This is a genomic window from Sphingomonas melonis (assembly GCF_013409985.1).
Taxonomy (GTDB): Bacteria; Pseudomonadota; Alphaproteobacteria; order Sphingomonadales; family Sphingomonadaceae; genus Sphingomonas; species Sphingomonas melonis_A.
Map to the genome: position 1 here is coordinate 178,721 of NZ_JACCBY010000001.1, position 25,947 is coordinate 204,667.

The 25,947-nt window shown below is 68.7% G+C and carries 29 protein-coding genes; 12 read left to right on the forward strand and 17 right to left on the reverse strand.

What is annotated here, in order from left to right:
- Nucleotides 1-203 precede the first annotated feature (203 nt).
- From HD841_RS00915 to HD841_RS00935, 5 genes are all read left to right on the forward strand, one after another.
- A complete protein-coding gene (locus HD841_RS00915) occupies nucleotides 204-1,265 on the forward strand; it encodes a type III polyketide synthase (protein ID WP_373562907.1) in 1,062 nt (353 codons plus the stop codon).
- Nucleotides 1,262-1,951, forward strand: coding sequence for a methyltransferase domain-containing protein (locus HD841_RS00920; RefSeq protein ID WP_179507018.1), 690 nt, complete (start codon nucleotides 1,262-1,264; stop codon nucleotides 1,949-1,951). Before HD841_RS00915 ends, HD841_RS00920 begins: the two co-directional genes overlap by 4 nt.
- Nucleotides 1,930-3,012: an NAD(P)/FAD-dependent oxidoreductase gene (locus HD841_RS00925; RefSeq protein ID WP_179507019.1), complete on the forward strand. Its 1,083-nt coding sequence runs from the start codon at nucleotides 1,930-1,932 to the stop codon at nucleotides 3,010-3,012. Before HD841_RS00920 ends, HD841_RS00925 begins: the two co-directional genes overlap by 22 nt.
- 39 nt (nucleotides 3,013-3,051) lie before the next feature.
- Nucleotides 3,052-3,453, forward strand: coding sequence for a peptide-methionine (R)-S-oxide reductase MsrB (gene msrB / locus HD841_RS00930; RefSeq protein WP_179507020.1), 402 nt, complete (start codon nucleotides 3,052-3,054; stop codon nucleotides 3,451-3,453).
- 247 nt (nucleotides 3,454-3,700) lie between these two features.
- Entirely contained in the window at nucleotides 3,701-5,860 is a 2,160-nt protein-coding gene (locus HD841_RS00935) for a transglycosylase domain-containing protein (RefSeq protein WP_179507021.1), read from the forward strand.
- Here the strand turns inward: HD841_RS00935 and HD841_RS00940 are convergent.
- The 3 genes from HD841_RS00940 to HD841_RS00950 are packed head-to-tail and all read right to left on the reverse strand — an operon-like array spanning nucleotide 5,836 to nucleotide 7,513.
- Entirely contained in the window at nucleotides 5,836-6,510 is a 675-nt protein-coding gene (locus HD841_RS00940) for a M48 family metallopeptidase (RefSeq protein ID WP_179507022.1), read from the reverse strand. The two genes, HD841_RS00935 and HD841_RS00940, sit on opposite strands and share 25 nt — an antisense overlap.
- On the reverse strand, nucleotides 6,507-6,935 hold the full coding sequence (locus HD841_RS00945) for a YcgN family cysteine cluster protein (RefSeq protein ID WP_179507023.1): 429 nt from the start codon (nucleotides 6,933-6,935) through the stop codon (nucleotides 6,507-6,509). The genes HD841_RS00940 and HD841_RS00945 overlap by 4 nt, the downstream gene beginning before the upstream one ends.
- Nucleotides 6,932-7,513 (reverse strand): SCO family protein, encoded by a 582-nt coding sequence (locus HD841_RS00950; protein WP_179507024.1) that lies wholly within the window; start codon nucleotides 7,511-7,513, stop codon nucleotides 6,932-6,934. Before HD841_RS00950 ends, HD841_RS00945 begins: the two co-directional genes overlap by 4 nt.
- A gap of 62 nt (nucleotides 7,514-7,575) precedes the next feature.
- On the opposite strand from HD841_RS00950, the gene HD841_RS00955 reads away from it, so the two are divergent.
- Nucleotides 7,576-8,172: an ankyrin repeat domain-containing protein gene (locus HD841_RS00955; protein WP_179507025.1), complete on the forward strand. Its 597-nt coding sequence runs from the start codon at nucleotides 7,576-7,578 to the stop codon at nucleotides 8,170-8,172.
- A gap of 132 nt (nucleotides 8,173-8,304) precedes the next feature.
- Here HD841_RS00955 and HD841_RS00960 read toward each other — a convergent pair whose 3' ends face one another.
- Together HD841_RS00960 and HD841_RS00965 are read right to left on the reverse strand one after the other, a co-directional pair.
- Nucleotides 8,305-8,985 (reverse strand): HAD family hydrolase, encoded by a 681-nt coding sequence (locus HD841_RS00960; RefSeq protein ID WP_179507026.1) that lies wholly within the window; start codon nucleotides 8,983-8,985, stop codon nucleotides 8,305-8,307.
- Nucleotides 8,982-9,653 carry a YggS family pyridoxal phosphate-dependent enzyme gene (locus HD841_RS00965; protein ID WP_179507027.1) on the reverse strand — a complete coding sequence of 224 codons (672 nt, stop codon included), beginning with the start codon at nucleotides 9,651-9,653 and terminating at the stop codon, nucleotides 8,982-8,984. The genes HD841_RS00960 and HD841_RS00965 overlap by 4 nt, the downstream gene beginning before the upstream one ends.
- 20 nt (nucleotides 9,654-9,673) lie before the next feature.
- Here HD841_RS00965 and HD841_RS00970 point away from each other — a divergent pair, with 20 nt between their 5' ends.
- Nucleotides 9,674-10,192, forward strand: a complete 519-nt coding sequence (locus tag HD841_RS00970; protein ID WP_373562908.1) for a thiamine phosphate synthase — start codon at nucleotides 9,674-9,676, stop codon at nucleotides 10,190-10,192.
- 146 nt (nucleotides 10,193-10,338) lie between these two features.
- On the opposite strand, the gene HD841_RS00975 is transcribed toward HD841_RS00970, so the two are convergent.
- Nucleotides 10,339-11,019, reverse strand: a complete 681-nt coding sequence (locus HD841_RS00975) for a hypothetical protein (protein WP_257015168.1) — start codon at nucleotides 11,017-11,019, stop codon at nucleotides 10,339-10,341.
- Nucleotides 11,020-11,272: 253 nt separating this feature from the next.
- On the opposite strand from HD841_RS00975, the gene HD841_RS00980 reads away from it, so the two are divergent.
- From HD841_RS00980 to holA, 4 genes are read left to right on the forward strand one after another with little or no spacing between them, the layout of a single operon-like run.
- Entirely contained in the window at nucleotides 11,273-11,716 is a 444-nt protein-coding gene (locus HD841_RS00980) for a DUF3576 domain-containing protein (RefSeq protein ID WP_179507029.1), read from the forward strand.
- Between the two features lie 8 nt (nucleotides 11,717-11,724).
- Nucleotides 11,725-14,235 (forward strand): leucine--tRNA ligase, encoded by a 2,511-nt coding sequence (gene leuS, locus HD841_RS00985; RefSeq protein ID WP_179507030.1) that lies wholly within the window; start codon nucleotides 11,725-11,727, stop codon nucleotides 14,233-14,235.
- Entirely contained in the window at nucleotides 14,232-14,723 is a 492-nt protein-coding gene (gene lptE, locus HD841_RS00990; protein ID WP_179507031.1) for an LPS assembly lipoprotein LptE, read from the forward strand. The genes leuS and lptE overlap by 4 nt, the downstream gene beginning before the upstream one ends.
- Nucleotides 14,720-15,739, forward strand: coding sequence for a DNA polymerase III subunit delta (gene holA, locus HD841_RS00995; protein WP_179507032.1), 1,020 nt, complete (start codon nucleotides 14,720-14,722; stop codon nucleotides 15,737-15,739). Before lptE ends, holA begins: the two co-directional genes overlap by 4 nt.
- 15 nt (nucleotides 15,740-15,754) lie before the next feature.
- Here the strand turns inward: holA and HD841_RS01000 are convergent, their stop codons facing one another.
- From HD841_RS01000 to HD841_RS01030, 7 genes are all read right to left on the reverse strand, one after another.
- Nucleotides 15,755-16,498 (reverse strand): dienelactone hydrolase family protein, encoded by a 744-nt coding sequence (locus tag HD841_RS01000; protein WP_179507033.1) that lies wholly within the window; start codon nucleotides 16,496-16,498, stop codon nucleotides 15,755-15,757.
- Complete coding sequence (locus HD841_RS01005; RefSeq protein WP_179507034.1) at nucleotides 16,498-17,400, reverse strand: ParB/RepB/Spo0J family partition protein; 903 nt, start codon at nucleotides 17,398-17,400, stop codon at nucleotides 16,498-16,500. The genes HD841_RS01000 and HD841_RS01005 overlap by 1 nt, the downstream gene beginning before the upstream one ends.
- On the reverse strand, nucleotides 17,397-18,185 hold the full coding sequence (locus HD841_RS01010; RefSeq protein WP_179507035.1) for a ParA family protein: 789 nt from the start codon (nucleotides 18,183-18,185) through the stop codon (nucleotides 17,397-17,399). The genes HD841_RS01005 and HD841_RS01010 overlap by 4 nt, the downstream gene beginning before the upstream one ends.
- Nucleotides 18,182-18,799: a 16S rRNA (guanine(527)-N(7))-methyltransferase RsmG gene (rsmG, locus tag HD841_RS01015; RefSeq protein WP_179507036.1), complete on the reverse strand. Its 618-nt coding sequence runs from the start codon at nucleotides 18,797-18,799 to the stop codon at nucleotides 18,182-18,184. The genes HD841_RS01010 and rsmG overlap by 4 nt, the downstream gene beginning before the upstream one ends.
- Nucleotides 18,796-20,631: a tRNA uridine-5-carboxymethylaminomethyl(34) synthesis enzyme MnmG gene (gene mnmG, locus HD841_RS01020; RefSeq protein WP_179507037.1), complete on the reverse strand. Its 1,836-nt coding sequence runs from the start codon at nucleotides 20,629-20,631 to the stop codon at nucleotides 18,796-18,798. Before mnmG ends, rsmG begins: the two co-directional genes overlap by 4 nt.
- Before the next feature lie 93 nt (nucleotides 20,632-20,724).
- Nucleotides 20,725-21,996 carry a tRNA uridine-5-carboxymethylaminomethyl(34) synthesis GTPase MnmE gene (gene mnmE, locus HD841_RS01025; protein WP_179507038.1) on the reverse strand — a complete coding sequence of 424 codons (1,272 nt, stop codon included), beginning with the start codon at nucleotides 21,994-21,996 and terminating at the stop codon, nucleotides 20,725-20,727.
- Nucleotides 21,993-22,238, reverse strand: a complete 246-nt coding sequence (locus tag HD841_RS01030; protein WP_179507039.1) for a DUF6489 family protein — start codon at nucleotides 22,236-22,238, stop codon at nucleotides 21,993-21,995. Before HD841_RS01030 ends, mnmE begins: the two co-directional genes overlap by 4 nt.
- Before the next feature lie 72 nt (nucleotides 22,239-22,310).
- Between HD841_RS01030 and HD841_RS01035 the strand changes: the two genes are divergently transcribed.
- Nucleotides 22,311-23,033 carry a dienelactone hydrolase family protein gene (locus tag HD841_RS01035; protein ID WP_179507040.1) on the forward strand — a complete coding sequence of 241 codons (723 nt, stop codon included), beginning with the start codon at nucleotides 22,311-22,313 and terminating at the stop codon, nucleotides 23,031-23,033.
- 33 nt (nucleotides 23,034-23,066) lie between these two features.
- Here the strand turns inward: HD841_RS01035 and HD841_RS01040 are convergent, their stop codons facing one another.
- The 4 genes from HD841_RS01040 to HD841_RS01055 form a co-directional block, all read right to left on the reverse strand.
- Entirely contained in the window at nucleotides 23,067-23,771 is a 705-nt protein-coding gene (locus HD841_RS01040) for a TerC family protein (RefSeq protein ID WP_179508042.1), read from the reverse strand.
- Between the two features lie 202 nt (nucleotides 23,772-23,973).
- The gene (rho, locus tag HD841_RS01045; protein WP_037535927.1) at nucleotides 23,974-25,230 is read right to left on the reverse strand and encodes a transcription termination factor Rho; all 1,257 of its coding nucleotides are present in this window, start codon (nucleotides 25,228-25,230) and stop codon (nucleotides 23,974-23,976) included.
- A 149-nt stretch (nucleotides 25,231-25,379) separates the two neighbouring features.
- Nucleotides 25,380-25,667 carry a type II toxin-antitoxin system RelE/ParE family toxin gene (locus tag HD841_RS01050; protein ID WP_179507041.1) on the reverse strand — a complete coding sequence of 96 codons (288 nt, stop codon included), beginning with the start codon at nucleotides 25,665-25,667 and terminating at the stop codon, nucleotides 25,380-25,382.
- Nucleotides 25,664-25,939, reverse strand: coding sequence for a type II toxin-antitoxin system ParD family antitoxin (locus HD841_RS01055; protein ID WP_373562909.1), 276 nt, complete (start codon nucleotides 25,937-25,939; stop codon nucleotides 25,664-25,666). The genes HD841_RS01050 and HD841_RS01055 overlap by 4 nt, the downstream gene beginning before the upstream one ends.
- Nucleotides 25,940-25,947 lie beyond the last annotated feature (8 nt).

A 25,947-nucleotide genomic window follows, 5' to 3' on the forward strand; every position in this document is an offset into this window, starting at 1 on the left:
CGCGTTCCCCGAACGATCGTTGGCGGATCGTCTGCCTAACATTCGTGAACAAAAAAACACAACTATTTACGGGAGATGACTGATGTCGCCGCGAGGTATTGCGGTTTGCGGCAGGCGCGGCGCCGTTCTGCGCCGCTGCATCCTTGTCGCGGAACCGTGCGTTGCTGCTGTCCCGACGCCGGGCGCGGGTGTAAAGGAATTCGGTGGCCGCTTACCTCAACGCCGTCGGCACCGCCGTGCCGCCCCATGACATCCATCATGCCTTCATCGACTGGGCCGGCGCACGGGTCGAGCCCCGCGCCCGCCCGCTGTTCGCGCGAATGGCGGCGCGCGCGGGGATCACGCATCGCTGGTCGGTGCTGCCCGGGGTGGACGGCGGCAGCGCGGTCGATGCCGGCGGCTTCTATGGCGCCGCCATGCCCGGCACTGCCGCGCGCATGGCGCTCTATGCCGGGGAGGCGCCGGCGCTGGCGCTCGCCGCGATCGCCGCGCTGACCGGCGACGCGGCGCCGCCGCCCGGCATCACCCATCTCGTCGTGGCGAGCTGTACCGGCTTCGTCGCGCCGGGGATCGACCAGATCATCGCGCGGCGTTTGGGCCTTGCGCCCTCGGTCGAGCGGCTGCTGATCGGCTTCATGGGCTGTTACGCGGCGATCGTCGCATTGCGCACCGCGCGCCATATCGTCCGCTCGCAGCCCGAGGCGCGGGTGCTGGTGGTGACGGTGGAGCTGTCGTCGCTGCATCTGCAGGACGAGACCGCGATCGAGCCGCTGCTCGCGATGCTGCAATTCGGCGATGGCGCCGCCGCCGGGATCGTCAGCGCCGATCCGCACGGCATCGAGCTCGGGCGGCCCTTCGCCGCGACGCTGGGCGACAGCGCCGAGCTGATCCGCTGGACGATCACCGACACCGGCTTTGCGATGCACCTCGACGGCGCGGTGCCGGGGCGGATCGGCGAGGCGCTCGGCGAGGCGGCGTTCGTCGCGACGGTGACCGGCGACGCGCCGCCCGCCGCGCTGTTCTGGGCGGTCCATGCCGGCGGCCGCTCGATCCTCGACGCGGTGCAGACCGCGCTCGCCCTGCCCGAACCGGCGCTGGCAGCCTCGCGCGGCGTGCTCGCAGATTTTGGCAACATGTCGTCGGCGACGCTGATGTTCGTGCTCGCGCGGCTGCTCGCGGCGCCGCCGGCGCAGGCGGAGGGGGTCGCGCTCGCCTTCGGCCCCGGTCTCGCCGCCGAGGGGCTGGCGCTGCGGTCGGTGGCATGAGCCTCGCCGTCCGCGCGCAGGCCGAGGAGCTGATGGACGCGGACGACCTGCCGGCAGAGACCTATGCCGCGGTCGTCGCCGATCTGGCGCGGGTCAACACGGTGACGCTGGCGGCGCGACCGACGCTCGCCTTCCTTGATCGTGCATTGTCTGGCGCCAGCACGCTGAAGCTGCTCGACGTCGGCTTCGGCGACGGCGACATGCTGCGTCGCATCGCGCGCTGGGCGGGCAAGCGCGGCATCGTCGCCGAGCTGGTCGGCGTCGATCTCAATCCACGCAGCGAGGCCGCGGCGCGCGCGCATACGCCCGCCGGCCTGCCGATCGCCTGGCGCACCGGCGATTACGCCGAGTGTGCCGGCGAAGGCTGGGACGTCGTCATCTCCAGCCTCGTCGCGCATCACATGACGCGCGACCAGCTCGTCGGCTTCCTGCGCTTCATGGAGGCCGAGGCGCGGCGTGGCTGGCTGGTCAACGACCTTCATCGCCATCGCTTCGCGCATGCCGGGTTTCCGCTGCTCGCCGCGCTGGCGCGCTGGCACCCGATCGTCCGCCATGACGGCACGCTGTCGATCGCGCGCTCCTATCGGCCGGGCGAATGGCCGCCGCTGCTCGATGCGGCGGGTGTCGCCGATGCGCGCGTGTTCCGCGCCTTCCCCTTCCGGTTATGCGTCGAACGGCTGCGCTGATCGTCGGCGGCGGCCCGGCGGGCGCGGCGGCGGCGATCCGCCTTGCCCGCGGCGGCACGCGCGCGCTGCTCGTCGAGCGCCATGCCGCGGCGGATGCGCTGTGCGGCGGCTTCGTCAGCTGGCGGACGATCGACCGGATCGCGGCGCTGGGCGTCGATCCCGATACGCTGAACCGCGACCGGCTGACGCGGGTGACGCTCTTCGCCGGCGACCGGTGTCGCGAGGCGGCGCTGCCGCGGCCGGCGATCGGCGTATCGCGGCGGCGGCTCGACACGGTGCTGCGCGAGGCCGCGCTGCGCGCCGGTGCGGCGGTCGAGACCGGCGTCACCATCCGCGCCATCGACGGGTGCATCGCGCATGTCGCGGACGGCGCGGACATCACCGCCGAGGCGCTGTTTCTCGCCACCGGCAAGCACGACCTGCGCGGTCTGGCGCGCCCGGCCGCGGCGCGCGGGCAGGACCCGACGCTGGGCATCCGCGTCCGCCTCGCCGCCGATCCGGCGCTGACCCGCGCGCTCGCCGGCCGGATCGAGCTGCACCTGTTCGATCGCGGCTATGCCGGCATCGCCTTGCAGGAAGATGGCAGCGCCAACGTCTGCATGGCGGTGCACCGGTCGCGGCTCCAGGCGGCGGGCAGCCCCGCGGCGCTGCTCGTGCAGCTGGGCGATGAGCTGCCGCGACTCGGCGAGCGGCTGGCGCGACTCGCGCCCGGTCAACTGATCGATGCGATCGCCAACGTCCCCTATGGCTGGCGCCAGCGCAGCGGCACCGCGGGCCTGTTCCGCCTCGGCGACCAGGCGGGCGTGATCCCCAGCCTTGCCGGCGAGGGCATGGGCATCGCGCTCGCCAGCGGGGTCGCCGCTGCCGAGGCCTATCTGCGCGGCGGACCGGCGGCGGCGGCAGCATGGCAGCGCGGCTTCGCCCGCCGGCTGGCGCGGCCGATGGCGGTCGCCGGAATGGTCCGCCGGCTCGCCGAGAGCCGCTGGTCGGGCGGCGCGCTGCGCTGGTTGCCGCCGGGACTGATTCAGGCCGTGGCGCATGCGACCAGAATGACCCCATGATGGTTGACGCCACGCCCCACCGCTACGAGATTGGATCGCATGGATCACCTGAACCTTTCGGAAGCCGAATGGCGTAAGCGCCTGACCCCGGCGCAATATCACGTCCTGCGCGAGGCAGGCACCGAACGCGCCTATGCCGGCGCGCTCACCGACAACAAGGCGGACGGCCTGTATCATTGCGCCGCCTGCCACCAGGCGTTGTTCGACAGCGCCGACAAATATGACAGCGGCTCGGGCTGGCCGAGCTTCACCCAGCCGATCGGCCCCGATTGCGTGTCCGATCACAGCGACACCAGCCACGGCATGACTCGGACCGAGACACGCTGCGCGCGCTGCGACAGCCATCTGGGGCATGTGTTCCCCGACGGCCCGCCGCCGACGGGCCTGCGCTATTGCATGAACTCGATCGCCTTGGAGTTTCGCGCCCGCAAGGCGGCGTGACGCTCTCGTCCCCGCAGGGCGGGGCTATGGCATGACGATGCGCGCGGCTTGATCGGTTTTCCCAACGGAAGCGACAGCCGCGCGTTTTCTTTCCTATGCGATGGCCCTGCCCTGAAGAGGCGAAATTGGCGTAGCGGGTAACCGACGGGACTCACTGGCTCTCCACGGCTCACCCCCGCGCGTTCGCGAATCATCGCCCGGTGGCGCTTGTCGGCACCGCGGTTAACCGGTAATCGCGCAAGTCTTCATGGCCCGTGCGCGTACCCCCCGCTCCGCTCCTGCCCGCCGCTCGCCATGGCGTCGGCGGCTCGTCCTGTCCGCCCAGATCGCGGTGGCGCTCGTCGTCCTTGCCTTCGGCGCGCTGGCGATCGCGGTCTATGTCGCGCGCTCGCAGCTGCCGAGCTTCGAGGAGCTGAAATCCTCGCCCAACGGCCAGATGATCCGTGTCCATGCCGCCGACGGCAGCGTCATCGTGTCGATGGGGCCGAGCTACGGCGAATGGCTGTCCTACGAGAGCATCCCGCGGGTGATGCGCGAGGCAACGATCGCGGTCGAGGATCGCCGCTTCTACAGCCATCCCGGCGTCGATCCGCTCGGCATCGCCCGTTCGGTGCTGATCCGCTACGAGCGTGGCCGCTGGATCCAGGGCGGCTCGACGATCACCCAGCAGCTCGCGCGAAACGTCTTCCTCAACAACCAGAAGAAGTTCGGCCGCAAGTTCCGCGAGGCGATCCTGGCGCTCGCACTGGAGCGCAAGTTCAGCAAGGAGCAGGTGCTCGAGCTGTACCTCAACAAGGTCTATTACGGCGGCGGCGCCTATGGCATCGACGCGGCGGCGCGCAAATTCTTCGGCCATGGTGCCAACACGCTCAACCTTGCCGAGGCGGCGGTGATCGCCGGGCTGGTCAAGGCGCCATCCAATTACTCGCCGACCGCCGACGCCCAGGCCGCGGTCGGCCGCGCCGGCGTGGTGCTCGACGCGATGGTCCGCGCCGGCGCGATCACCCGCGAACAGGCGAGCGAGGCCGATCCGCATGCGCTGCGCCTCGCCCCCGAACCCAAGCAGAACAGCGCGCGCTACTTCACCGACTGGGCGCTGCCGCAGCTCGACACGCTGATCGACGAGACGCAGGCGCCGCTCGACGTATGGACGACGCTCGACCTCGGCATGCAGCGCGAGGCGGATGCCGCGATCCGCGCCAACGCCCCCGACGGTGCGCAGGGCGCGCTGGTCAGCCTCGACCGCGATGGTGCGGTGAAGGCGATGGTCGGTGGCAAGGATTACGTGTCGTCGATCTACAATCGCGCGACGCAGGCGCAGCGCCAGCCGGGTTCGGCGTTCAAGCTGTTCGTCTATCTCGCCGCGCTCGAGGCGGGGCACAAGCCCGAGGATACCGTCGTCGACGAACCCGTGACGATCAACGGCTGGAGCCCGCGCAACGATTCGCGCCGCAATTCCGGGCCGGTGACGCTGCGCACCGCCTTCGCCTTCTCGCTCAACACCGTCGCGGCGAAGCTGGGTCAGGAGGTCGGCTTCACCACGATCGCCGACATGGCGCGCCGCTTCGGCATCACCACGCCGATCAACACCCATCCCTCGATGGTGCTCGGCACGTCCGACGTGCGGCTGATCGACATGACCCGCGCCTTCGCCAGCGTCGCCGCCAAGGGCGTTGCGGTGACCCCCTATGGCATCACCCGCGTCACCGCCAACGGCCAGACGATCTACACGCACGAGGTCGATCGCAGCCATGTGCTGGTCGCCCCCTATGTCGCGGCGGAGATGACCGACCTGTTGCAGACCGCGGTCAACACCGGCACCGGCCGCGCCGCGCAGATCGGCCGTCCGGTCGCGGGCAAGACCGGCACGACCAGCTCATCGAAGGACGGCTGGTTCCTCGGCTTCTCCAGCGGCCTCACCACCGGCGTGTGGATGGGCCGCGACGATGCACGGCCGATCGCCGGCCTGCACGGCGGCACCGCACCGGCGCGTGCCTTCGCCGCCTTCATGAAGCCGGCCACTGCCAATCGGCCGATCGAACAGTTCGAGACGCAGGTGACGCTGCCCGAATGGCAGCTGGAGCCCGACGAAGAGACCTATTTTGGCCAGCCGGACAATGGCGGCGCGATGGTCGACGAGAATGGCAACCCGCTGCCGACGGCGCCGCGCGAGGAGCAGCCGCTGCCGCAGGACGACGACAGTCCGCGCGGGACGCAGGAGAGCGCGCCGCAGCAGCTCGACGATCTGATCGACCGCGTCACGGGGCGCGACGCACCGCAACCGCGCGACGATCGGCCCGCCGCGCCGCAGCGCCAGCCGTTATCGCGCGACGATCGCCGCGACGGCGGCCCGGCGGGTCGCCAGCCGCTGCAACGCCCGCTTCAGGACGACCGCCCGACCCAGTGAAGCGCGGCGCCATGCTCACGCAGCCAGGCGCGGGCGGGCGTGGGATCCTCCCCGTACAGGCGCTCGACCAGCGCGTGGAACACCGGCGCATGGTTCATATGGACCCGATGCGCCACCTCATGCGCCACCGTGGCCCGGCGCACCCAGCCGGGCGCGAGGATCAACCGCCAGCTGTAGCGGATCGCGCCGTCGTGCGCGCAACTGCCCCAACGGCCGCGGGCGTCGCCGATCGCGACGCGGGTGACGGTGACACCGGCCTTGGCGGCATAGTCCGCCGTCTCGCGGGTGAGCAGGTCGAGCGCCTGCCGCTTGAGCCACGTCTCCACACGGCGCGGCAGCGTGTCCAGCGGCCCCGACAGCGACAGCGTATCGCCGGCCAGTTCGACGCGGCGGCGGCTGCCCGGCTCCCAGGCGATCGTCAGCACCTGGTCGGCCACGGTGAGCACCATGCCGGGTTCGAACGGGCGCGGCTGCGGCAGGCGCGCGCGCTGTTCGGCGATCCAGTCGGCCTTGCCCTGCGCCCAGGCGAGCGCCGGTTTCAGCGCCGCACGCTTGGGCAGAACCAGCCGCGCCCGCCCGCTCGCCGGATCGAGCGACAGGCGGATGCGCCGCGCGGTCGGATGCCGCACGACCTCGAACGGTTCGCTCACAGCTCGCGTTCGACGATATGGTTCTCCATATCGCCGACATCGTCCTCGCTCACCGTCCAGCCGCGCACCGAGATGCCGGCGGCATGGACCGACTCGCGGTCGCCGCTGATCAGATAATGCCATTCGCGCAGCGGCTCGCCCGCGGCGCGCAGGCGATAGGCGCAGGTCGACGGCAGCCAGTCGATATTGCGGACGTTGCCCGCGGTCAGCCGCACGCATTCGGGGACATAGGCGTGGCGATGCTTATAGTCCGAACAGAAGCCGCTGCGCCGGTCGAGCAGGCGGCAGGCGACGTTGGTCGGCACGATCTCGCCCGTCTCCTCGTCCTCCAGCTTGTGGATGCAGCATTTGCCGCAGCCGTCGCACAGGGCCTCCCATTGGCCGCGGTCGAGCTGCTCGATCGGCAGCTCCCAGAATTTGCTCATTTGGCCCAGCGCTTGATCTCGGCGGCCACGGCATGCGGCCCCTGCTCGGTCGGCAGCAGCGCAAGCGGCTTGCCGTCCGGGTCCATCAGATAGGTGGTGCGGCTGTGGTTCACCAGATAGCCGCCGCCGGGCTGCGTCGCGCCCTTGCCGGCGAACACGCCGAACGCCTTCGATACCGCGGCGATCTGCGCCGGCGTGCCGGTAAGCCCAACCATGCGCGGATGGAAGGCGGCGGTGAAGCCCTTGAGCACCCTGGGCGTGTCGCGCGCGGGATCGACGGTGACGAAGATCGGCACGATGCGGCGGGCGAGATCGGGATCGTCGCGGTCGAGCTCGGCGACCGCCTTGCCGATCGCCGCCGCATCGGTCGGGCAGACGTCGGGGCAGAAGGTGTAGCCGAAATACATGATCCGGTACCGGCCGGCGAAGTCGCGGTCGCCAACGGTGCGCCCGTCCTGATCGACCATCGTGAACGGCCCGCCGATCCTCGCCCCGGCGAGCGGCGGCGCCTCCTGCGGCGCGGCGTGACAGGCGACCAGCGCGACGGCGGCGAGCGGGGCGGAACGCAGAATGTTCATGACCTCGCCAGCTCTGATCTGTTACCGGCAGAGCCGCAAGCTTTCCTCGTCAGGATCCCGCCATGAACCGTTCGCGCCTTCTCCTCGCGCTCGCCCTCGCCGCCGCCGCCGCGCCCGTCGCGGCGCAGCAACAGTCGGAGAGCTACAAGTTCCTCTCGGCGATCGAGAAGGAGGACGGCAAGGAGGTCACGACGATGATCGAGACGCCGGGCAGCACGATCATCAACACCAAGGCGGTGACCACCGGCAAGGGCGCGCTGCATATCCTCGTCGGCCATTCGGGCAGCCTCTACATGCAGTATCTGCTGCAGCATAAGGCCGACCCCAATATCCGCGACGCCAAGGGCAATACGCCGCTGATGCTGGCGGCGCAGGCGGGGCGCGAGGATCTGATCGACCTGCTGCTCACCTACAACGCCAATATCAACCTCGCCAACAGCTCGGGGCAGACGCCGCTGATCCTCGCGGTCAACGCGCGCAACGAGCCGATCGCGCGCAAGCTGCTCGCCAAGGGCGCCGACCCCGACCAGACCGACAATCTCGCCGGCATGTCGGCGCGCGCCTATGCGCTGCGCGACTCGCGCAACCCGACGATGATCGCGCTGTTCAAGGATGCGCCCAAGAAGAGCCGGGCGCAGGTGGCTGGGCCGAAGTTCTGATCGGCCAGCGCCGTTTGCTCCGGGACCCGCGCTCGGCGTCGGGTGCCAGAGCCTTCGACGGGCTCAGGCAGAACGGGTGGGTGCGGATACGATCTTACCGTTCGTGCTGAGCTTGTCGAAGCACGGTGGGTCTTACCGCCCCAGGGCGTGCAGCCCGAGCAACCGCGCCACCTCGCCGAAATCGGACGCCACATCGTGCACCCCGAGCGCACGCAGCCGCGCATCGTGGCCGGGGGCGCAATGCGTGCCGGCGCACAGGCCGATGACATGGCCGCCCGACGCCACCGCCCCGGTCGCGCCGACCGGCGAATCCTCGAGGATCGCGCACTCCGCGATATCGACGCCGATCGCCTTGGCCCCGTACCAATAGAGGTCTGGCGCTGGCTTGCCCTTTTCGACATGCTCGCGGCCGCTGTAGATATGGTCGCCGAACGCATCCGACAGGCCGATATGGTCGAGGTGGCGGCGGATCCACGCGGTCGGGCTCGACGAGACCACCGCACGCGGCAGGTCGGCGGGCAGCGATCGTACGAACGCCACCGCACCGGCGACCGCATCGATCCCCTCGGCCATCGCGCGCGCATCTTCCGCCTGGCGCGCTTCGGTGAAGCTGGCGGGCAGCGGCCCGCCGATCCAGCCCTCGACCGCGGCGCGGAAGTCGGCGCCGGCCAGCCCCATGAAATTGGCCATCGACTGTTCGGGCGTGGTCGGATGCCCCGCCGCGCTCAGCCATTCGGCGATCTGCCGGTTGCCGGCATATTCGCTCTCGATCAGCACGCCGTCGAAGTCGAACAGCAGTCCCTTGACCTTCATGCCTTCTCTCCCCGCGCGCCGAACAAGGCGCTGCCGACCCGCACATGCGTCGCGCCGAGCGTCACCGCCGTCTCATAGTCCGACGACATGCCCATGCTGAGCCCATCGAGCCCGACCTCGCGCGCCAGCTTGGCGAGCAGCGCGAAATAGGGCGCGGGCTCGACATCGGCGGGGGGGATGCACATCAGCCCGACCACCGGCAGCCCGGCGGTCCGCGCCTGATCGAGCAATGCCGGCAGATCGGCGATGGCACAGCCGCCCTTCTGCTCTTCCGCGCCGATATTGACCTGGAGGAAGCACTCCGGTCGCCGCCCGGTCCTGGTCATCGCCTTGCCGAGCGCCTCGACCAGCGACGGCCGATCGACGGCATGGATCACGTCGAACAGCGCCACCGCCTCTTCGGCCTTGTTCGACTGGAGCTGGCCGATCAGGTGCAGCGCGACACCCGGATAGGCATCGCGCAGCGCCGGCCATTTCGCCGCCGCCTCCTGCACGCGATTCTCGCCGAACACGCGGTGACCGGCGTCGAGCAGCGGCCGGATCGTCTCGGCGTCGTGCGTCTTGGAGACGGCGATTAAGGTCACGTCGGCGGGTTCGCGGCCGGCGAGGCGCGCGGCATGCGCGATTCCGGCGGTGACGCGGTCGAGCGGGCTGGTGGCGGCAGTCATGCTTGCCCTATAGCGGCGCGGTGGCCAATCTGAACCGCAATATCGATCCGCGCCGTCACGCCTGGCTGATGACCGACGAGCGGATCGGCGACGCGCTGCTGCCGACGTTGCGGGCGCTGCCGCCGGGCGCGGGCGTGGTGTTCCGCCATTACCGACTGTCGCGCGGCGAGCGCCACCGGCTGTTCCTGCGCGTGCGGCGGCTGGCGCAGGCGCGTCGCCTGCGGATCAGCGCGGCGGGCGGGTTGCCGGGCGTATCAGGCCACGGCGGGCGACGTGCGACGACCCATGCGGTGCATGACCGACGAGAGGCGGTCGCGGCGGCACGCGCCGGGGCGGAGTGGCTGTTCGTGTCGCCGCTCTACGCGACGCGGTCGCATCCGGGTGCGCCGCCGTTGGGCGCTCGGCGGGCGCTGGAGATCACGCGGAATGCCGGCGGCCGGCGGATCGCGCTGGGTGGGATGACCGCGGCGCGCTGGCTCCGGCTGCGGCGATACGGCTTCGACGGCTGGGCGGCGATCGACGGATTGGTGTCCGGCTGATCCCGTCGCGGTGGCGCAGGGACGCCAGCGTCGCTGACGCGGAGCAACCGTTCAAGCGACTGCCTGCGCAGGAGCAGGTCTCGAGTGTCAGCAGAATGTCACCAACGCCGCAAATGCCGACCTATCAGACCGGCTGCCGCTTCAGGTTAGAAGCGGAATGCCGTCCCGACATAGACCGACTGGCTGTCGCGCCGGTCGTCGTCCAGCCGCGCCAGCCGCTCGCGGTCCGACCGATAGCGCATGCCCGCGGTCACATCGAGGTTGCGGGTCAGCGAATAGGAGCTGCTGACGTCGACCGAATAGCTCGGCAGTTCCTGCGTCAGCTTGGGCGTGTTCTCCAGCGGCCGGTCGGCGACGGCGACCAGGCGGCTGCTCGCGCGACCCGCGCGATAGCTGACCGCCACATCGGTCGATTCGCGGCTGCCCGGGATCGGCCCCAGATCGATGCGGTTGATCGCACCCGACACCGCGAAACGCTTCCAGCCCACCGACACGCCCAGGTTGTAGGCGATCGGCTGGATGCCGACGGTCGGCGGCGTCACCGCACCGGTGCGACCGACATCGGCGAAGGCGGTGCGGCTCGAACGGGCGCGGACCGCGACGGTCACCGCGCGCTTGTCCTGCTGCGCCTCGGCGGGCGTGAAGCGGAAATCCGATTCGTCGAGACCGCCGCGCGCGATCGCTGCGGCAAGCCGCGGATCGGCGGCCGCCGGGGTGAACGATCCAGCGAAGCGCGACGCGATCGCGCGCTTGGCCGGAGCGGGGCGCTCGCTGGCACCGAAGGCAGGCGCGACCATGATAGCGGTAACGCAGAGCGTCGCCGTCATCACTCCAGTCATCGCACGCCCTATGGCACGCTTCGCAAACACTAGCAGTCCCCTCGACTCCCGCTGCAACGCGCCTAACACGATTCAGGCCCACACCAATATGGAACCTTCATTGTCCCGTGCATCATTTCGGCCGACTGTTGCATTTGCCACACATATTGTGGGCCCCCAGCGCCACGACGCGTCGCTTGCGGCCCCCCCACTGCATCTATAGAGCGAAACGCGCCCTTTTTATCGCAGGACAGTTACGCCCATGATCCGCTCGTTGCGCACCGCCCTCATGGTCGCCGCCATTGCGCTGCCGCTCGCCGCCTGCGGCGGCCGCGGTGGCAACGCCGTCGCCAAGACCGATCTTGCCGCCTCGAAGGTGACGACGATCGGCGTCAACGCCTATCTGTGGCGCGCAAGCCTCGATACCCTGTCGTTCATGCCGCTGCTGCAGACCGATTCCAACGGCGGCGTCATCGTCACCGACTGGTACGTCAACCCGCAGGTGCCGACTGAGCGGATGAAGGTCACCGTGTCGATCCTCGACCAGGATCTGCGCGCCGACGCGGTCCGCGTCGCGGCGCTGCGCGAGGTCAACCGCAACGGCCAGTGGGTTTCCGCCCCGGTCGCCGCCGCGACGACGCAGAAGCTCGAAGACGTCATCCTCACCCGGGCCCGCGATCTGCGCCGCGCGTCCATCGCGGGCTAATCCAGACCATGGTTACGCGTTTCAACGCGCTGCAAGCGGACTCGACCTGGCAGAAGGTCTGGGACGACCGCCAGACCTTTGCCGCCCGCGACAACAGCGGCAAGCCGCAGAGCTACGTGCTCGAGATGTTCCCCTATCCCTCGGGGCGCATCCACATGGGCCATGTGCGCAACTACACGATGGGCGACGTGCTCGCGCGCTTCCGTCGCATGCGCGGCTATGAGGTGCTCCACCCGATGGGCTGGGACGCGTTCGGCATGCCCGCCGAGAATGCGGCGATGGAAAAGCAGGTCCATCCCGGCAGCTGGACGCGCGAGAACATCGCGACGATGAAGGCGCAGCTCAAGCGGCTCGGCTTCGCGCTCGACTGGTCGCGGGAACTCGCGACCTGCGAGCCCGACTATTACGGCCACGAACAGGCGCTGTTCCTCGACATGTTCGCCGCCGGCCTGGTCTATCGCAAGGAATCGGCGGTCAACTGGGATCCGGTCGACATGACCGTGCTCGCCAATGAACAGGTGATCGACGGCCGCGGCTGGCGCTCGGGCGCGCTGGTCGAGAAGCGCAAGCTCAGCCAGTGGTTCCTCAAGATCACCGACTTCGCCGACGAACTGATCGAGGGGCTCGGCAAGCTCGAACACTGGCCCGACAAGGTCAAGCTGATGCAGGAAAACTGGATCGGCAAGAGCCAGGGCCTGACCTTCGGCTTCACGGTGTCGGACGGTGGCACGGTCGAGGTGTTCTCGACGCGGCCGGATACGATCTTCGGGGCGAGCTTCGTTGCGGTCGCAGCGGATCACCCGATCGCGCAGGCGCTGGCCGAGCGGCCCGACGTTGCCGCGTTCATCGAGCGCTGCAAGCAGGGCGGCACGACCGCCGCCGAGCTGGAGACGCAGGAAAAGCTCGGCTTCGACACCGGCCTCACCGCGGCCCATCCCTTCGACGCAACCCGCCGGTTGCCGATCTTCATCGCCAATTTCGTGCTGATGGATTATGGCACCGGCGCCGTGATGGGCGTGCCGGCGCACGACCAGCGCGACCTCGATTTCGCGCGCAAATACGACCTTCCCGTGCAGCGCGTCGTCTCCGACGGTGAGACGACCGACCCGGTATTCACCGGCGACGAGGCCTATACCGGCCCCGGCGCCCTGGTGAATTCGCACTTCCTCGACGGCATGGACGTCGAGGATGCCAAGCGCGAGGTCATCCGCCGCGCCGAAGCGGGCGGCTGGGGCAAGGGCTCGACCGTCTATCGCCTGCGCGATTGGGGCGTCAGCCGTCAGCGTTATTGGGGCACGCCGATCCCGATCATCCATTGCGAGGCGTGCGGCGTGCAGCCGGTCCCCAAGGACCAATTGCCCGTCGTGCTGCCGGAGGATGTCTCCTTCGCGGTGCCCGGCAACCCGCTCGACCGTCATCCCACCTGGAAGCATGTCGACTGCCCGGCGTGCGGCAAGCCCGCGGTGCGCGAGACCGACACGCTCGACACCTTCGCCGATTCCTCCTGGTATTTCATCCGCTTCGCCAGCCAGCCCAAGGACAGGCCGTTCGATCGCGCAATCGCCGAAAGCTGGCTGCCGGTCGGCCAGTATATCGGCGGGGTCGAGCATGCGATCCTCCACCTGCTCTACGCGCGCTTCTGGACGCGGGCGTTGCGCCATATCGGCCAGCTCGACATCGCCGAGCCGTTCACCGGCCTGTTCACGCAGGGCATGGTGACGCACGAGACGTATAAGTCCGCGGACGGCCGCTGGCTGTCGCCCGACGATATCGAGATCGGCGAAGGCGCCCGTTTCGAGAAGGGCACCGGCAACCCCGTCACCGTCGGCCGCGTCGAGAAGATGTCGAAGTCGAAGAAGAACACCGTCGATCCCGAGCCGATCGTCGATCGTTACGGTGCCGATGCGACGCGCTGGTTCATGCTGTCCGACTCGCCGCCCGAACGCGACCTGCCATGGAGCGAATCGGGCATCGAGGGCGCGTGGCGTTTCATCCAGCGGCTGTGGCGGCTGTTCGACGGCGATGACGCGGCCCCCGGTGAGGGCGGCGATGTCGCGCTCGACCGCAAGCTGCACCAGACCATCCTCGGCATCGAACAGGATATCGAGGCGCTCGCCTTCAACAAGGCCGTCGCCAAGCTGTACGAGCTGTGCACCGCGATCGAGCGGGCAGCGCCGAGCCCGTCGCGCAGCAACGCGATCTACACGCTGATGCTGCTGGTCGCGCCGATGGTGCCGCATGTCGCGGAGGAAGCGTGGGCCGCCAGAGGCTTCGACGGCCTGATCGCCGATGCGTCCTGGCCCGAGGTCGATCCGAAGCTGCTCGTCGAGGACGAGGTGACGATCGCGGTGCAGGTCAACGGCAAGCTGCGCGATACGCTCACCCTGCCCAAGGACATGGCGCGCGATGCGATCGAGGCGGCGGCGCTCGCCTCCGACAAGATCGTCCGCCTGCTCGACGGCCAAACCCCGAAGAAGGTGATCGTCGTGCCCGGACGTCTCGTGAACATCGTCGCATGAAGCGCCTGCTGCTCCTCGCACCGCTCGCGCTGCTCGCCTCCGGCTGCGGCCTGCGTCCGCTCTACAGCGGCGGGTCGGGCGGCGCAGTCGCCGGTACGCTCGCGCATGTCGAGGTCGCGCCGATCGACGGCAAATCGGGCTGGCTGATGAGCAACGCGCTCCGCGACCGGCTCGCCCCGGACGGCACGCCGCAATACCGGCTCGACGTGCGGCTGGACGACAAGATCGCCGGCTTCGGCGTCCGTCGCGACGACAGCGTCACCCGCGAGCGCCGGACGTTGCGCGCGCGGTTCCAGCTGGTGAACCTCGCCGACGGCAGCGTGCTGCTCGACGACACCGCCGGGTCGGATGCCGGCATCGACGTCGTCCAGTCGGAATATGCGACGATCGCGGCGGAGAATACCGCGCTCGAACGGCTGGCCGGGATCGTCGCCGACCAGATCGTCGCGCGCGTCGCCATCTACGCCCGCGGCCGCCCGGCGCGATGAAGGCCAACGCGCGCGACATCCGGTCCGCGCTGGAACGCCCCTCGCCCGACATTCGCCTGTACCTGCTGCATGGGCCGGATGGCTCGGCCACCGCCGAACTCGCCGGCTTGCTCGCCAAGGCCATGGGGCCGGAGGCGGAACGCGTCGACCTCGACGGAGCGACGCTGCGATCCGATCCGGCACGGCTCGCCGATGAGGCCGCGTCGATGTCGCTGTTCGGCGGGGCGCGGCACATCCGCGTCTCCCCGGCTGGCGAGGAATGCCTTGAGGCCTTCACCGCGTTGCTCGAGGCGGAGCATGCCGGCAACCCGGTGGTTGCGCTTGCCCCGACGGTCAAGTCGACCGCCAAGATCGTCAAGCTGGCGATCGACTCCCGCCGCGCCATGGCGTTCGCCGCCTATGAGCCGAGCGCAGCCGATCTCGAACGGCTGGCGGCGGCGATGGCGCGCGACCAGGGCTTGCGCCCGACCAACACCGCCGCCGCGCGGCTCGCCGCGACCTGTGGCGGCGATCGCGCCGTGCTGGCGCGCGAGATCGAGAAGCTGGCGTTGTTCCTCGACGCCGCCCCCGATCGCCCGCACGACCTCGACGATGCCGCGCTCGACGCGATCGGCGCGGATCTCGGCGAGGCGGAGATGGGTCAGGTGGTCGAAGCCGTCGTAACCGGCCGTACGGCCATGCTGGGCGCGGAACTGGGCCGTCTGAGCGAGGCGGGCACCTCTCCCATCCCCTGGCTCCGCCTGCTCGCCCGCCGGCTGATGACGCTCGCCGAGATGAAGGCGGAGATCGACGCCGGCGCGACGCAGGACACGGTCTTCAAGCGCCACCGGATCTTCTTCAAGGAGGAAGCCGCCACCGCGCAGGCTCTGCGTCGCTGGACTCCCGCGATGCTTGGCACCGCGCTGACCCGCGTCCGCCATGCCGAGCGTGCGATCATGGCGAGTGGCAACGCCGGCAGCGTGCTGGCCGATCACGCGCTGACCGAATTGACGCGGGGCGTGGAACGGCGGGGCTGATCCGTCGGGCGGCGCCTAGCGCAGCACCCGCCCGAACAGCGCCAGCGCCCAGCCGGTCGCCGCGACGAACAGCGCCGGGTCGTACCGCGGCCCCTCGTCGCGCAGGAAGGCATGCTGCCCGTTCACCTCATGCCATTCATAGGTCGCGCCGACCTCTTCGAGCCGCGCACGGATCGCCTGGCGTCCCGCGAACGGCACATGCGGGTCCTGCCGACCGAAAACGAACAGCGTCTCCGCCCGCAGCTCGGCCATACGCGCGAGGCTGTCGTCCGACCGGCCCTCGCCCAGCGTCCCTGAGTGGATGTCGGTCGGGTAGAACAACGCCGCCGCACGCACCCGCGGATCGAGCGCCGCGCGATAGGCGAGATGCCCGCCGAGGCACACGCCAACCGTCCCCAGCCGCCCCGAACAGGCAGGATGCTGCGCCAGCGTGTCGAGGACCAGCGTGGCGTCGCGATCGAAGCCCGCCACCGGCTTGGTGACCTTGAGGTCATTGCCCCGCGCCGTGCCCTCGGCATCGTAGCGCAGCACCGTCCCCGGCGCCTCATAATCGTGATAGACTTCCGGGACCGCGACGACATAGCCATGGCCGGCGAAGAAGGCGGCAAGCCGGCGGATCGGATCGGTGACCTGGTAGATTTCCGAATAGAGCACGAGGCCGGGGAACCGCCCCTCCCCCGCCGGTCGGAACCAGTGCGTCCGCATCACCCCGCCGTCTGCGGTGGGCAGATCGTCATATTCGTCGCTGCGCAGGATCATCAGATCGAATCCCCGGTCAGCCGCTGGCACACCATGTCGAGCTGATCGAGCGTTGAATAGGTGAGCGTGATCGTCCCGCCCTTCTCGCTGTGCGCGATCCGCACGTGCAGCCCGAGCAGATCGGACAATTGCCGTTCGAGCGCAGCAATATCGGCATCGGGCGCCGGCGGCGGGGTGCGATCGCGTTGCCCCCCTGCCCGCTCCGGCTTGGCGCCCTTCGCCAGCTTCTCGGTCTCGCGCACGGAGAGGCCGCGCGCGACCACCTGTTCGGCCAGCATCTCGACGTCGCGCGACCCGAGCAACGCCCGCGCATGGCCCATCGACAGCGACCCGTCGGTCACCCGATCCTGCACGGCCTCGGGCAGTTCGAGCAGGCGTAGCAGGTTGGCGACGTGGCTGCGCGACTTGTGGACGATCTTGGCGAGCGCCTCCTGGGTATGGCCATATTCGCCGGCGAGCCGCTGATAGGCCTGCGCCTCTTCGATCGCGTTGAGATCCTGGCGCTGGATATTCTCGATCAGCGCGATCTCGAGCGTCTGCGCGTCATCGAAGTCGCGGACGACGACGGGCACTTCGTGCAGCCGCGCCCGCTGTGCCGCGCGCCAGCGCCGTTCACCCGCGACGATCTGATAATCATGGCCGTGCGGCCGCACGACGATCGGCTGGATCAGGCCGCGCGACGCGATCGACGCCGCCAGTTCGTCGAGCAAGGCATCGTCGAAATGGCGCCGTGGCTGGCCCGGATGCGGGGTCAGCGCGCTGACCGGCAGCATGCGGACGCCGGTCGGCACCTTGCCCTCGGCACCGGGACTGACCGGCGCCTCGCTTGCCATCTCGCCGAGCAGCGCGCTCAGCCCACGGCCGAGCCCCGCGGGTCGGCTGCGCTTCGCCGCGTCGCTCATGCCGCCGCCGCGGTGGGCGGAGTCTGCGGCAGTCGGGCGATCAATTCACGCGCGAGATCGATATAGGCCTGCGACCCCGAACAGCGATAATCGTAGATCAGCGCGGGCAGCCCATGGCTCGGCGCCTCCGACAGGCGGACGTTGCGCGGGATGACCGTGTCGAACACCACCTGCCCCAGAACGGCGCGGACGTCCGCCGAGACCTGTTCCGTGAGCCGGTTGCGGCGGTCGTACATGGTGAGCGCGACACCGAGGATGGCCAGACCCGGATTGAACCGTTCACGGATGCGCTCGACCGTGGTGAGCAATTGCGACAGGCCCTCGAGCGCAAAGAACTCGCATTGCAACGGCACGAGCAATTTGTCCGCGGCGACCATCGCGTTGATCGTCAACAGGCCGAGCGACGGCGGGCAGTCGATCAGCACGATATCCCAGCGGCTCTTCGCCTGCGCGAGCGCGCGGTCGAGGCGATGGGTACGATGGTCGAATTCGACCAGCTCGATTTCCGCGCCCGACAAGTCCTGCGTCGCCGGCACCAGATCGAGCCGCGGCACCTTGGTGGTGATGACGGTGTCGGCGATCTCCGCCTCGCCGATCAGCACATGATAGCTCGATCGTCCGCGTTGGGACTGGCTGATGCCGAGGCCGGTCGAGGCATTGCCCTGCGGATCGAGGTCGATCAGCAGCACGGTCTTGCCCGTCGCCGACAGCGCGGTCGCGAGGTTGATCGCACTGGTCGTCTTACCCACGCCGCCCTTTTGGTTGGCCACCGCAATACAGGTCATCGCGCGCGTCCTTGGTTGCGATCCACGATCAGGATCGAGGATTGAGGATCGGTCAAACTATGTTCCACGTGAAACACTCTGGTCCGGTCGCGCTGCAGGCGGGCCAATTCTTCGGCCTCGATCCGTCCGCGGGGGAGGATCCAGCGCGTCTCCGGTGTGGCGCAATGCTCGGCCGCTTGCAAAAGCTTTTCGACCGATGCGACCGCCCGCGCGGAAATTGTCGTGAAGCGGCCCTCGACTCCTTCCACTTTTGAGGCCGCGACCGTGGCATGGCGAAGGCCTAGGCGATCGACACACTCCTGCAGGAACGCCGCTCGCTTCTTGCGGGGCTCGACCATGGTGACCGGTTCATCGCGGAGGATCGCGACGATCATGCCCGGGAAGCCGCCACCGGTCCCGACGTCGAGCCACGCTCCGCCGGGTTGTTTCACGTGGAACAACAGCTGCGCAGAATCGATGCCGTGGCGGCTCCAGATCGTCTCGACACTGGCCGGCGAGATCAGGTTCTGGCGGCTATTCTCCTCCCGAACCATGTCCAGAAAGCGGGCAACATGGGCCGCCCTCTCCTCGCCAAATCGCGCGACGCACCAAGCGCGTGCCTCGTCTTCCGTCATGCGGCGCGCCTTTGTGCGTAGAGGTAGATGGCCGAAAGCGCCGCCGGGGTCACGCCGCGCACCCGTGCTGCCGCGCCAAGCGATGCCGGACGTGCCTTGCCGAGCCGATCGATCATCTCGTTGGAGAGCCCGGGGATCGCCGCATAGTCTAGGTCCGCCGCCAGTGGCACTGCCTCTTCACGCCGCATCCGGGCGACCTCTTCTGCCTGCCGTTGGATATACGGAGCATAGCGCGCATCCTCGATCACCTCGTCGACGATCGCCGCGGGCGCCATCTCCGGCACGTCCGGCGCCACGCGGCCAAGGTCGAGATCGCCCATGCGCAGCCATTCGAACAGGCTGCGGCGGCTGCCATCCTGCGCAACATGCACCCCGCATTGCGCGATCTGCGCAGCGGTGACCGATCGCGACAACGCATCGCGGACGCCCGCCCTCGCCTCCGCCCGACGATGCTGCGCGGCGAGCCGCTCCTCCCCCAAACAGCCCAAGGCTTCGGCGACGGGGCCAAGCCGGGTCTCGGCATTGTCCGCCCTAAGCGACAGCCGATATTCCGCCCGCGCCGTCAGCATCCGATAGGGCTCGGTCACCCCCTGCAACACCAGATCGTCGATCATCACCCCGGTATAGCTCGACGCACGATCGAGCACGCACGGGGCCACGTCACACGCCGCAGCAGCCGCATTGAGACCGGCGACGAGCCCCTGCCCCGCCGCCTCTTCATAGCCGGTCGTGCCGTTGAGCTGCCCGGCACAATAGACGCCGGGGATCGCCGCGAGCGCCAGCGTCGCGTCGAGCGCGCGCGGGTCGAGATAATCATATTCCACCGCATAGCCGGCCACGGTGATCCGCGCGCGCTCCAGCCCGGCGATGCTGCGGATCATCGCCTCCTGCACATCGGTCGGCAGCGAGGTGGACAGGCCGTTGGGATAGACCGTCGCGTCATCCAGACCCTCCGGTTCGAGGAACACCTGATGGCCATCCCGATCGCCGAAGCGATGCACCTTGTCTTCGATCGACGGGCAATAACGTGGCCCCTGCCCCTCGATGTCGCCGCCGAACAGGGGCGAGCGATCGAGACCGCCACGAATAAGATCGTGCGTAGCCGCCGTGGTGCGTGTCACCGCGCAGGCCACCTGAGGCAGCAGGCGTCGTCCGGTCATCGGCGACATCGTCCACGGGTCTGCGTCGGAGCGCTGCTTCTCCAGCCGCGCCCAATCGATCGTCCGGCCATCCAGCCGTGGCGGCGTTCCGGTCTTCAGCCGGCTGAGTGGCAGCGCCAACGCGCGGAGCTGCTCCGCAAGCTTCCGCGCCGGACGTTCACCGATGCGGCCGCCCTCGTGGCGTTCGTCCCCGCGGAACATGCGCCCGCCGAGAAAGGTGCCGGTCGCCAACACCACCGCGCGCCCCGCCACACGACTACCGTCGGCAAGCACGACGCCATCGACACGGCCACCGCTCAAGCTCAGCGCATCGACATCACCCTTGGCGAGCGTGAGCGTCGGCAAAGCGGCGAGCATCTGCTGGATCGCTGCCGCATAGCGGCGCCGGTCCGCCTGTACCCGCGGCCCCTGCACCGCCGCGCCCTTGCTGCGATTGAGCATGCGATAATGAATGGCCGCCGCGTCCGCCGCGCGTCCGATCAGGCCATCGAATGCGTCGACCTCGCGGACGATATGCCCCTTGCCGAGCCCCCCGATCGCGGGGTTGCACGACATTGCACCGATAAGGCACCGGTCATGGCTGAGAAGAAGGGTCCGGGCGCCGCGCCGCGCGGCAGCGGCAGCGGCTTCGGTCCCGGCGTGGCCACCGCCAACGACGATCACGTCATACATGCCAATCGCCTATGCGAGCTGATGGGGAAGGTCAAAACTGTTCCACGTGGAACAGCGCGATCCCCTCCCGTTTCCGATGTTCCACGTGGAACATCATTTCCCGATACAGAACCGCCCGAACAACGTGTCCAGCATCACCTCCGTGGCGTCGATGCCGAGTATTCCGCCCAAGGCCCGGATCGCGAGCCGCAGTTGCTCCGCCACGATCAACGCGTCCGCCTCATCCGGAGTGATCGCCGCGAGTGCCGCCCGACAGGCTTCCCGCTCGCTCTCCCGAAACGCGATCACGTCTCCCCGCGGCATCAGCCGCTCGGCACGCTCGGCGATCATCGTCCACAATCTTTCGATGCTCGCGGCGTCATCCTGCGCCACCGCAATGTCGGCCCCGACGACGGGCGACCGTCCCGCCGCATCGCTCCTCGCCTGCACCCACAGCGCGTCCGGCCGCGGCGGCGCATCATCGCCAAGCCACAGCAGGAGGTCGGCACGCGTGACCGAACGTTCCGCGCGTTCGACGCCGATCCGCTCGATCGGATCGTCCGTGGCGGTCAGCCCGGCGGTATCGGTCAGCACATAGACCAGCCCCGCCCGCGTCACCGTCGCCTCGATCCGGTCGCGCGTGGTCCCGGCGATCGAGGACACGATCGCCACCTCGCGCTGGCTGAGCAGATTGATCAGCGTCGACTTGCCGCTGTTCGGCGGTCCGGCGAGCACGACATGGATGCCATCCCGCAGCCGCTCGACCGGGGGATTGGCGAGGACCGCACGCAACTCCGCGGCAAGTTCGGCCCGCCCTGCCCGCACCGCGCCCATCTGGTCATCGCCGACATCATCCTCATCGGCAAAGTCGAGCTGAGCTTCGGTCAGCGCCGCCAGCATCGCCAGCCGATCGAGCCAGCCCCGCACGCGCTGGCTGACCACGCCCTCCACCGCCGCCAAGGCCGCGACGCGTTGCCGCTCTGTATCCGCAGACAGCAGGTCGGCGAGCCCCGCCGCCTCGGCCAGATCGATCCGGCCATTGCCGAGCGCCCGCCGGGTGAACTCCCCCGCTAACGCCGGTCGCAGCCCCGGCTGTTCGCCGAGCACCCGCAGCACCGCCGAGATGACCGCCCGGCCGCCATGGCAATGCAGTTCGGCAAGATCCTCGCCGGTCGCCGTCGCCGGCCCGGGGAATGCGAGCACCAGGGCGCGATCGAGCAACGCACCGTCGGCATCCCGCAAGGCGCGCAGCCGCGCCGTCCGCGCCGGCGGCACACTGCCGGCGATCCGCGCCACCGCGGCGAAGGCGTGCGGGCCACTGATCCGGATCACGCCGATCCCGGCCGGAGCCGCACCGCTCGACAGCGCGAAGATCGTGTCGCTCAACTGCCCGTCTTCCCCCCGCTGCCGGTCGCCTGATCGAACATCTGGCGCCACATCGTGAAGCCGGCGTCCCCCATCGGCGCCCAGTTCTTCATCATCGTTTCGAGCAATTCGGGGCGGACTTGGCCATTCATCGCTTCGAGCAGCGAGGCGACATACCGATCGTGCAGCGGCGTCAGGTCGGGCAGTCCCATTGCACGCCGCGCCTCCTCCGGGGTCAGATCCACATCCACGGTCACCTTCATGCGCGTCGCCCCTTGAGCAGCCCTCAGGCCCGCTGCATAGCTCAGCCTACTCCCACGCGCGAGAGGACCCCCATGACCAAGACCATCCAGATCGAGACACTCGACGACCGCGGCCGCTTCGACGTCTATGTCGCCGAACCCGTCGGCACGCCGCGCGCGGCGATCGTCGTCATCCAGGAGATCTTCGGCGTGAACGCCGGCATCCGTGCCAAGGCCGATGCGTTCGCCGCCGACGGCTATCTCGCCCTCGCCCCCGACCTGTTCTGGCAGATCGCACCGGGCATCCAGCTCGACCCCGATGTCCCCGACGAGATGCAGCAGGCGCTCGAGCTGATGGGCAAGTTCGACCAGGACGCCGGCATCCGCGATATCGAGGCGACGATCCGCACCGCACGAACGATGCTCAACGATGCGCAGGCCGGCACCGGCCTTGCCGCCAAGGTCGGCGCGGTCGGCTATTGCCTTGGCGGCCGCCTCGCGTTCATGACCGCGGCACGCACCGACGTTGACGCCTCGGTCGGCTATTATGGCGTCGGCATCGACGGGCTGCTCGGCGAGATGCATGCCATCGCCAATCCCGTCCTCCTCCACATTCCGCAGGAGGATCATTTCGTCGACAAGGACGCGCAGGCCCGCATGCATGCCGGCCTCGACGATCACCCCAAGGTGACGCTCTACGACTATCCCGGCGAGGACCACGGCTTTGCCGCGCAATTCGGCAAGCGCCGGTCGGATGCCGCCGCGCAACTGGCGGACGACCGCACCGCCGCTTTCTTCGCCGAACATCTCGGCTGATACGAAAAGGGGGGCCCGACGGCCCCCCTTCCCTTATCCGAACAGTTTGAGCACGCCGACCTGCGGGTCGACGACCCCTTCGTAGATCATCTTGCCCGCGACATAGAGGATCACCAGCAGCCCGACATAGGCGATCCAGCGGTAGCGCTCGATATATTTGGCGATCAGGTTCGCCGCGATTCCCATCATCGCCACCGACAGCAGCAGGCCGATGATCAGGATGCCGGGATGCTCGCGCGCGGCACCGGCCACCGCGAGGACGTTGTCGAGGCTCATCGACACGTCGGCGACCGCCACCGCCCAGGCCGCTGCGGCGAAGCTCTTGGCCGGCTTCAGTCCCGACGTCTCGTCGCCGTCCACTTCGGGCGAACCGGCATTGTGGTCCTCGCGCAGCTCGCGCCACATCTTCCACGCCACCCAGAGCAGCAGGATGCCGCCGGCGAAGATCAAGCCGATCACGCCGAGCAGCCAGCTGACCGCCAGCGCGAAGATGATGCGCAGCACCAGCGCCGCCATGATCCCGATCAGGATCACCTTCTTGCGCTGGTCGACCGGCAGACCGGCCGCGAGCGCACCGACGACGATCGCATTGTCGCCGGCCAGCACGACGTCGATCATCAGCACCTGGATGAAGGCGGCGAGCGCGGCAGGCGTGCCGATATTGGAAAAGTCGTTGACGATATGCTGCCAGATGTCGGCCGGAGACCCCGGCCCGCTGGCGGCGGCAGCGCTCAGCATGGCGATGATGGACACGTTTCAAACTCCCGGTTGATAATTAGGTCCATAACGCAGCAACGCGCGAAAGCCATGTGGCTTCCGCGCGTTGGACTGTCGGGCGATCCGCGGCGGGCTGGAGCTCCACCGCGTTGAACGTGCGCCTCGTGACGCCGGCCGACCGGCATGCGGGGCGGCCGATGCAGGCTGGCCGCCCCGCGCCAGCTTACTGGTTCATCGAGTCGAAGAAATCCTCGTTGGTCTTCGAATTCTTCATCTTGTCGAGCAGGAACTCCATCGCGTCGATCGTGCCCATCTGCATCAGGATGCGACGCAGCACCCACTGTTTGGACAGTTTGTCCTTGTCGACCAGCAGCTCTTCCTTGCGGGTGCCCGACTTGCCGACATCGAGCGCCGGGAAGACGCGCTTGTCCGCGACCTTGCGGTCGAGCACGATTTCCGAGTTACCGGTGCCCTTGAACTCTTCGAAGATCACCTCGTCCATGCGGCTGCCGGTATCGATCAGCGCGGTGGCGATGATCGACAGCGAGCCGCCCTCCTCGATGTTGCGCGCCGCGCCGAAGAAGCGCTTGGGGCGCTGCAACGCATTGGCGTCGACACCGCCGGTCAGCACCTTGCCCGACGACGGCACCACCGTGTTGTAGGCGCGGCCGAGGCGGGTGATGCTGTCGAGCAGGATCACGACGTCCTTCTTGTGCTCGACGAGGCGCTTGGCCTTTTCGATCACCATCTCGGCGACCTGGACGTGGCGCTGCGCCGGCTCGTCGAAGGTGGACGACACCACTTCGCCCTTCACGCTGCGCTGCATGTCGGTGACCTCTTCGGGCCGCTCGTCGATCAGCAGCACGATCAGGAACACCTCGGGATGGTTGTCCGAGATCGCGCGCGCGATGTTCTGGAGCATCACCGTCTTGCCGACGCGCGGCGGCGCGACGATCAGCGTACGCTGGCCCTTGCCCTGCGGCGAGACGATGTCGATGACGCGCGCCGACTTGTCCTTCTGCGTCGGATCGGCCGGGTCGAGCGTCAGCTTCGATTCCGGATAGAGCGGCGTGAGGTTGTCGAAGTTGACGCGGTGACGGACCGCATCGGGATCGTCGAAATTGACGCTGGTCAGCTTGGTCAGCGCGAAATAGCGCTCGCCGTCCTTGGGCGCGCGGATCTCGCCCTCGACGGTGTCGCCGGTGCGCAGCCCGTGCTTGCGCACCTGGTTGGGCGATACGTAGATGTCGTCCGGCCCGGCGAGGTAATTCGCCTCGGGCGAGCGCAGGAAGCCGAAGCCGTCCTGCAGGACCTCGATCGTGCCGAGGCCCATGATCTGGTCGCCGTTTTCGGCCTGCACCTTGAGGATCGCGAACAGCAGATCCTGCTTGCGCAATGTCGAGGCGCCCTCGACCCCCAGCTCTTCGGCCATGCTGACCAGCTCGGCGGGGGTCTTTTTCTTCAAGTCTCTAAGATGCATGGAATAATCCGAATGCGTAAGCGGGGGGAGTGGCTCAAATCGGCGAAGGACTCGCAGCGACGATAGCCCGGGAGGAACGCGGAACCACCGGACGGCAGCTCTACGCGTGTTCAGGAGGTAAGAGCGTGGAGGGGGTTCGTCAAGCGGACTTAGAGCAGCCTGCCATAATCACGCGCGCCGTGAACGATGTGGAGAATAACGACTGCGGCGTCATCGATACGATAGAGGATCACGTAATTGCCATGGACGCGACGGCGGACGCCTTCCGGTTCCTGGCCGGCGACCAGCGCAAACCGACGAGGAAAATAGGCCAGGTCCATGCACTTCGCTCTCAGCACACGGACATGTTCAACCGCCGACCAGGGGTCTTCGCGCGCGATATAGTCGCCGATATCCTCCAGGTCGTCCTCGGCTGAGATACTAAGCCGGACAATCATTCCTCGATCGGCAGCATCGCGCGGTATTTCGCCTCAAGCCGATCGAAGACGTCTTCCGCAGGCTTGGTCCGCCCCGCATCTGCATCCTGCAAGCCGCGCGCGATCCCCGCGTGCACGGCGGCAAGCCATGCTTCGCGCTCCTGGACGAGGCGCACGCCTTCCCGCAGCACCTCGCTCTTCGAGTTATACCGCCCGGTCTCGACGAGGTCGGCGACGAACGTCTCGAGCTGCTGCCCCAAATCCGCACTGATCATCACCGCCTCCAGCGACACCTTGGTCG